The organism is Haloactinopolyspora alba, from assembly GCF_003014555.1.
Lineage (GTDB): Bacteria > Actinomycetota > Actinomycetes > Jiangellales > Jiangellaceae > Haloactinopolyspora > Haloactinopolyspora alba.
Genome location: NZ_PYGE01000041.1, coordinates 1 through 3,313, shown reverse-complemented (window position 1 = coordinate 3,313; position 3,313 = coordinate 1). Strand labels below are relative to the sequence as shown.

At 69.0% G+C, this 3,313-nt stretch carries 1 protein-coding gene; it reads right to left on the bottom strand.

The genetic code is table 11. The features are described from left to right. Positions 1 to 2,823 (bottom strand): OmpL47-type beta-barrel domain-containing protein (locus CLV30_RS27110; protein ID WP_483401416.1); only part of this gene is annotated, 2,823 nt, incomplete at its 3' end. Between the last annotated feature and the right edge of the window lie 490 nt (positions 2,824 to 3,313).

The following is a 3,313-nucleotide window of genomic DNA, read 5'->3' as shown; positions in this document are numbered from 1 at the left end:
CGAACCATCCGGACGCAACTCGAACTCACCACCAGGAGCCTGACTCCACCCCTGCAGCGACTCCGCCGTCCCATCGAAAATCGCCTCGTAGCCGGGGTCGTTCTTCTTGCCGATGTGTGAACGCGCCGCGACCCTGGTCAGCTTGCCCTTCTCGCGACCGTTGATGACACCGTCGTTCTCCAGACCTTCGGCGATGTCGGTCACGTGCCGCACGAACGAACCGTGATCCGGCCAGTAGGCCTTGTCCTCGATCAGGTCGTTGATCGTGCAGCCGTCGCCGGTGTCGGCGTTGGCCACCGTCGTGTCGGTGTCGCCGATCCACACGTTGTCCCGGGTGTCCGAGTCGGGGCAGGCGTCCGTCCCGGGCTCCACCACGGCAAACGACACCGAGGACACCTCCGAGGTGTTCCCGGAGTTGTCCGTGGCGCGGAACTGCACCGTGTGCTCGCCCACGTCGTCGACGACGACGGGCTCGCCGTACGGGCCGAACGACCCGCCGTCCAGGGCGTACGACACCGACTCCACACCGGAGCCGGGGTCCTGGGCGGTGATCGTCACCGTCGCCGAACTCACGTAGTTCCCGTCGGCATCCTGCTCACCGGCCACCTCGGCCGACACCTCCGGCGGCGTCGTGTCCTCCGGCTGCGGCTCCACCACCGTGAAGGACACCGACGACACCTCTGAGGTGTTCCCGGAGTTGTCCGTCGCCCGGTACCGCACCGTGTGCTCACCCGTCTCGGTGACCTCGACCGCGCCCGAGTACTCGGTGAAGCCCGACCCGTCCAGGTCGTACTCCACACTCGCCACACCCGAGCCGGCGTCCTGCGCGGCCACCGTGACACTGGCGGAACCGACGTAGTTCCCGTCCGCGTCCTGGTCACCGGCCACCTCGGCCGAAACCTCCGGCGGCGTCGTGTCCTCCGGCTCCGGCTCCACCACCGTGAAGCTCACCGACACGACGTCCGACATGTTGCCGGAGTTGTCCGTGGCCCGGTAGTCGACCGTGTGTGAACCCGGCTCCTCGATGACGACGGGCTCGCTGTAGGGGCCGAACGACCCGCCGTCCAGGGCGTACGAGACGGTGTCCACACCGGAACCGGGGTCGTCGGCGGTCACGGTGACAGTCGCTGCCCCGACGTAGTTCCCGTCCGCGTCCTGGTCACCGGTCACCTCGGCGGACACCGTCGGCGGCGTCGTGTCCTCCGGCTCCGGCTCCACCACCGTGAAGCTCACCGAACCCGCCTGCGACACGTTCCCGGAGTTGTCCGTCGCCCGGAACTGCACCGTGTGCTCGCCCACGCCGTCGACGACGACGGGCTCGCCGTACGGGCCGAACGACCCGCCGTCCAGGGCGTACGACACCGACTCCACACCGGAGCCGGGGTCCTGGGCGGTGACCGTCACCGTCGCCGAACTCACGTAGTTCCCGTCGGCGTCCTGCTCACCGGCCACCTCGGCCGACACCTCCGGCGGCGTCGTGTCCTCCGGCTCCGGCTCCACCACCGTGAAGGACACCGACGACACCGCCGACACGTTGCCCGAGTTGTCCGTCGCCCGGAACTGCACCGTGTGCGAACCCACGGCCTCGACCGTCACCGGCCCGGTGTACTCCGTGAACCCGGACCCGTCCAGGTCGTACTCCACACTCGCCACACCCGAGCCGGGATCCTGCGCGGCCACCGTCACGCTCGCGGAACCGACGTAATTGCCATCAGCGTCCTGATCGCCGGCCACCTCGGCGGACACCTCCGGCGGCGTCGTGTCCTCCGGCTCCGGCTCCACCACCGTGAAGGACACCGACGACACCGCCGACACGTTGCCGGAGTTGTCCGTCGCCCGGTACTGCACCGTGTGCGAACCCACGGCCTCGACCGTCACCGGCCCGGTGTACTCCGTGAACCCGGACCCGTCCAGGTCGTACTCCACACTCGCCACACCCGAGCCGGCGTCCTGCGCGGCCACCGTCACGCTCGCGGAACCGACGTAATTGCCATCAGCGTCCTGCTCACCGGTGATCTCGGCCGACACCTCCGGCGGCGTCGTGTCCTCCGGCTGCGGCTCCACCACCGTGAAGCTCACCGAACCCGCCTGCGACACGTTGCCCGAGTTGTCCGTCGCCCGGTACTGCACCGTGTGCGAACCCACGGCCTCCACGGTCACCGGCTCCGAGTAGGCCTGGAAAGCGCCACCGTCGAGCGCGTACTCGACACTCGCGACACCGGAACCGCCGGCGTCGTCCGCGGACACCGCGACGGTCGCGGCCCCGACGTAGTTGCCGTCCGCGTCCTGATCGCCGGAGACCTCGGCGGACACCGTCGGCGGGGTCGTGTCCTCGGGTGTGTCCGCCACCACGGTGAACGGCACCGAGCCCGTCTGCGACACGTTGCCCGCGTTGTCGGTCGCCCGGAACTGCACCGCGTGATCACCCGGATCGGACACCGTCACCGGCTCGGTGTACTCCACGAACCCGGTGTCGTCGATCTCGTACTCCACGCTCGCGACACCGGAACCGCCGGCGTCGTCGGCGGAGACCGCCACCGTCGCGGAGCCGACGTAGTTGCCGTCGGCGTCCTGCTCGCCGGACACGTCGGCGGACACGGTCGGCGGTGTCGTGTCCTCACCGCTGCCCTCGGTCACCGTCAGGACACCGGTCATCTGACCGTGCCCGGGAATGTCGCAGAAGAACTTGTACTGACCCGGTGACAGGGTGACCTCGACCTCGTGCCGCCCGCCGTTGTCGTCGAACGGGCTGGCGATGATGTTCAGGTCGACGTCCTGGTTGTAGTTGGGATCGTTCGTGACGAACGTCAGCGTGTGTGTCATCGAGCTGGCGTTGTTGTCGAACACGATGGTCGCCGGTCCGGCCGTCGCCTCGGTGGTGACGGACGTGTACTCGGTGACGCTGTCGCCTGCGGTCCAGGTCAGGACCTGCTGCGCCGCGGCCGTCGTGCCGGTCCGGTCGGTGTCCGCGCCGCCGATCGGCACGGCCGTCGAGACCGGCGCCATGCCCAGCATCGCCAGCGCCGTGGCGAGCAGCGCCACCACCATCCCGCGTGCCGTCCTCGAACGGCGACCGGAACGTGTCGCCTGTAGTCGTTCAATCATGAGAATGCTGCACCTCTCGTGATTCCCCAGGGCTCGTGGAGCGCCTGTGTTGCTGGTGACGACCTGGTGCGGGCACGGCGTCGAACCGTGCCCGCACCGGCGCGCCGTGCGGTTACAGCTCCTTCACCCGGATGTTGCGGAACTCGATCCGGTCGTTGTCGCTGTGGTTCTGCAACCCGATGAACCCGCTGGCGAACTGCCGCAGACT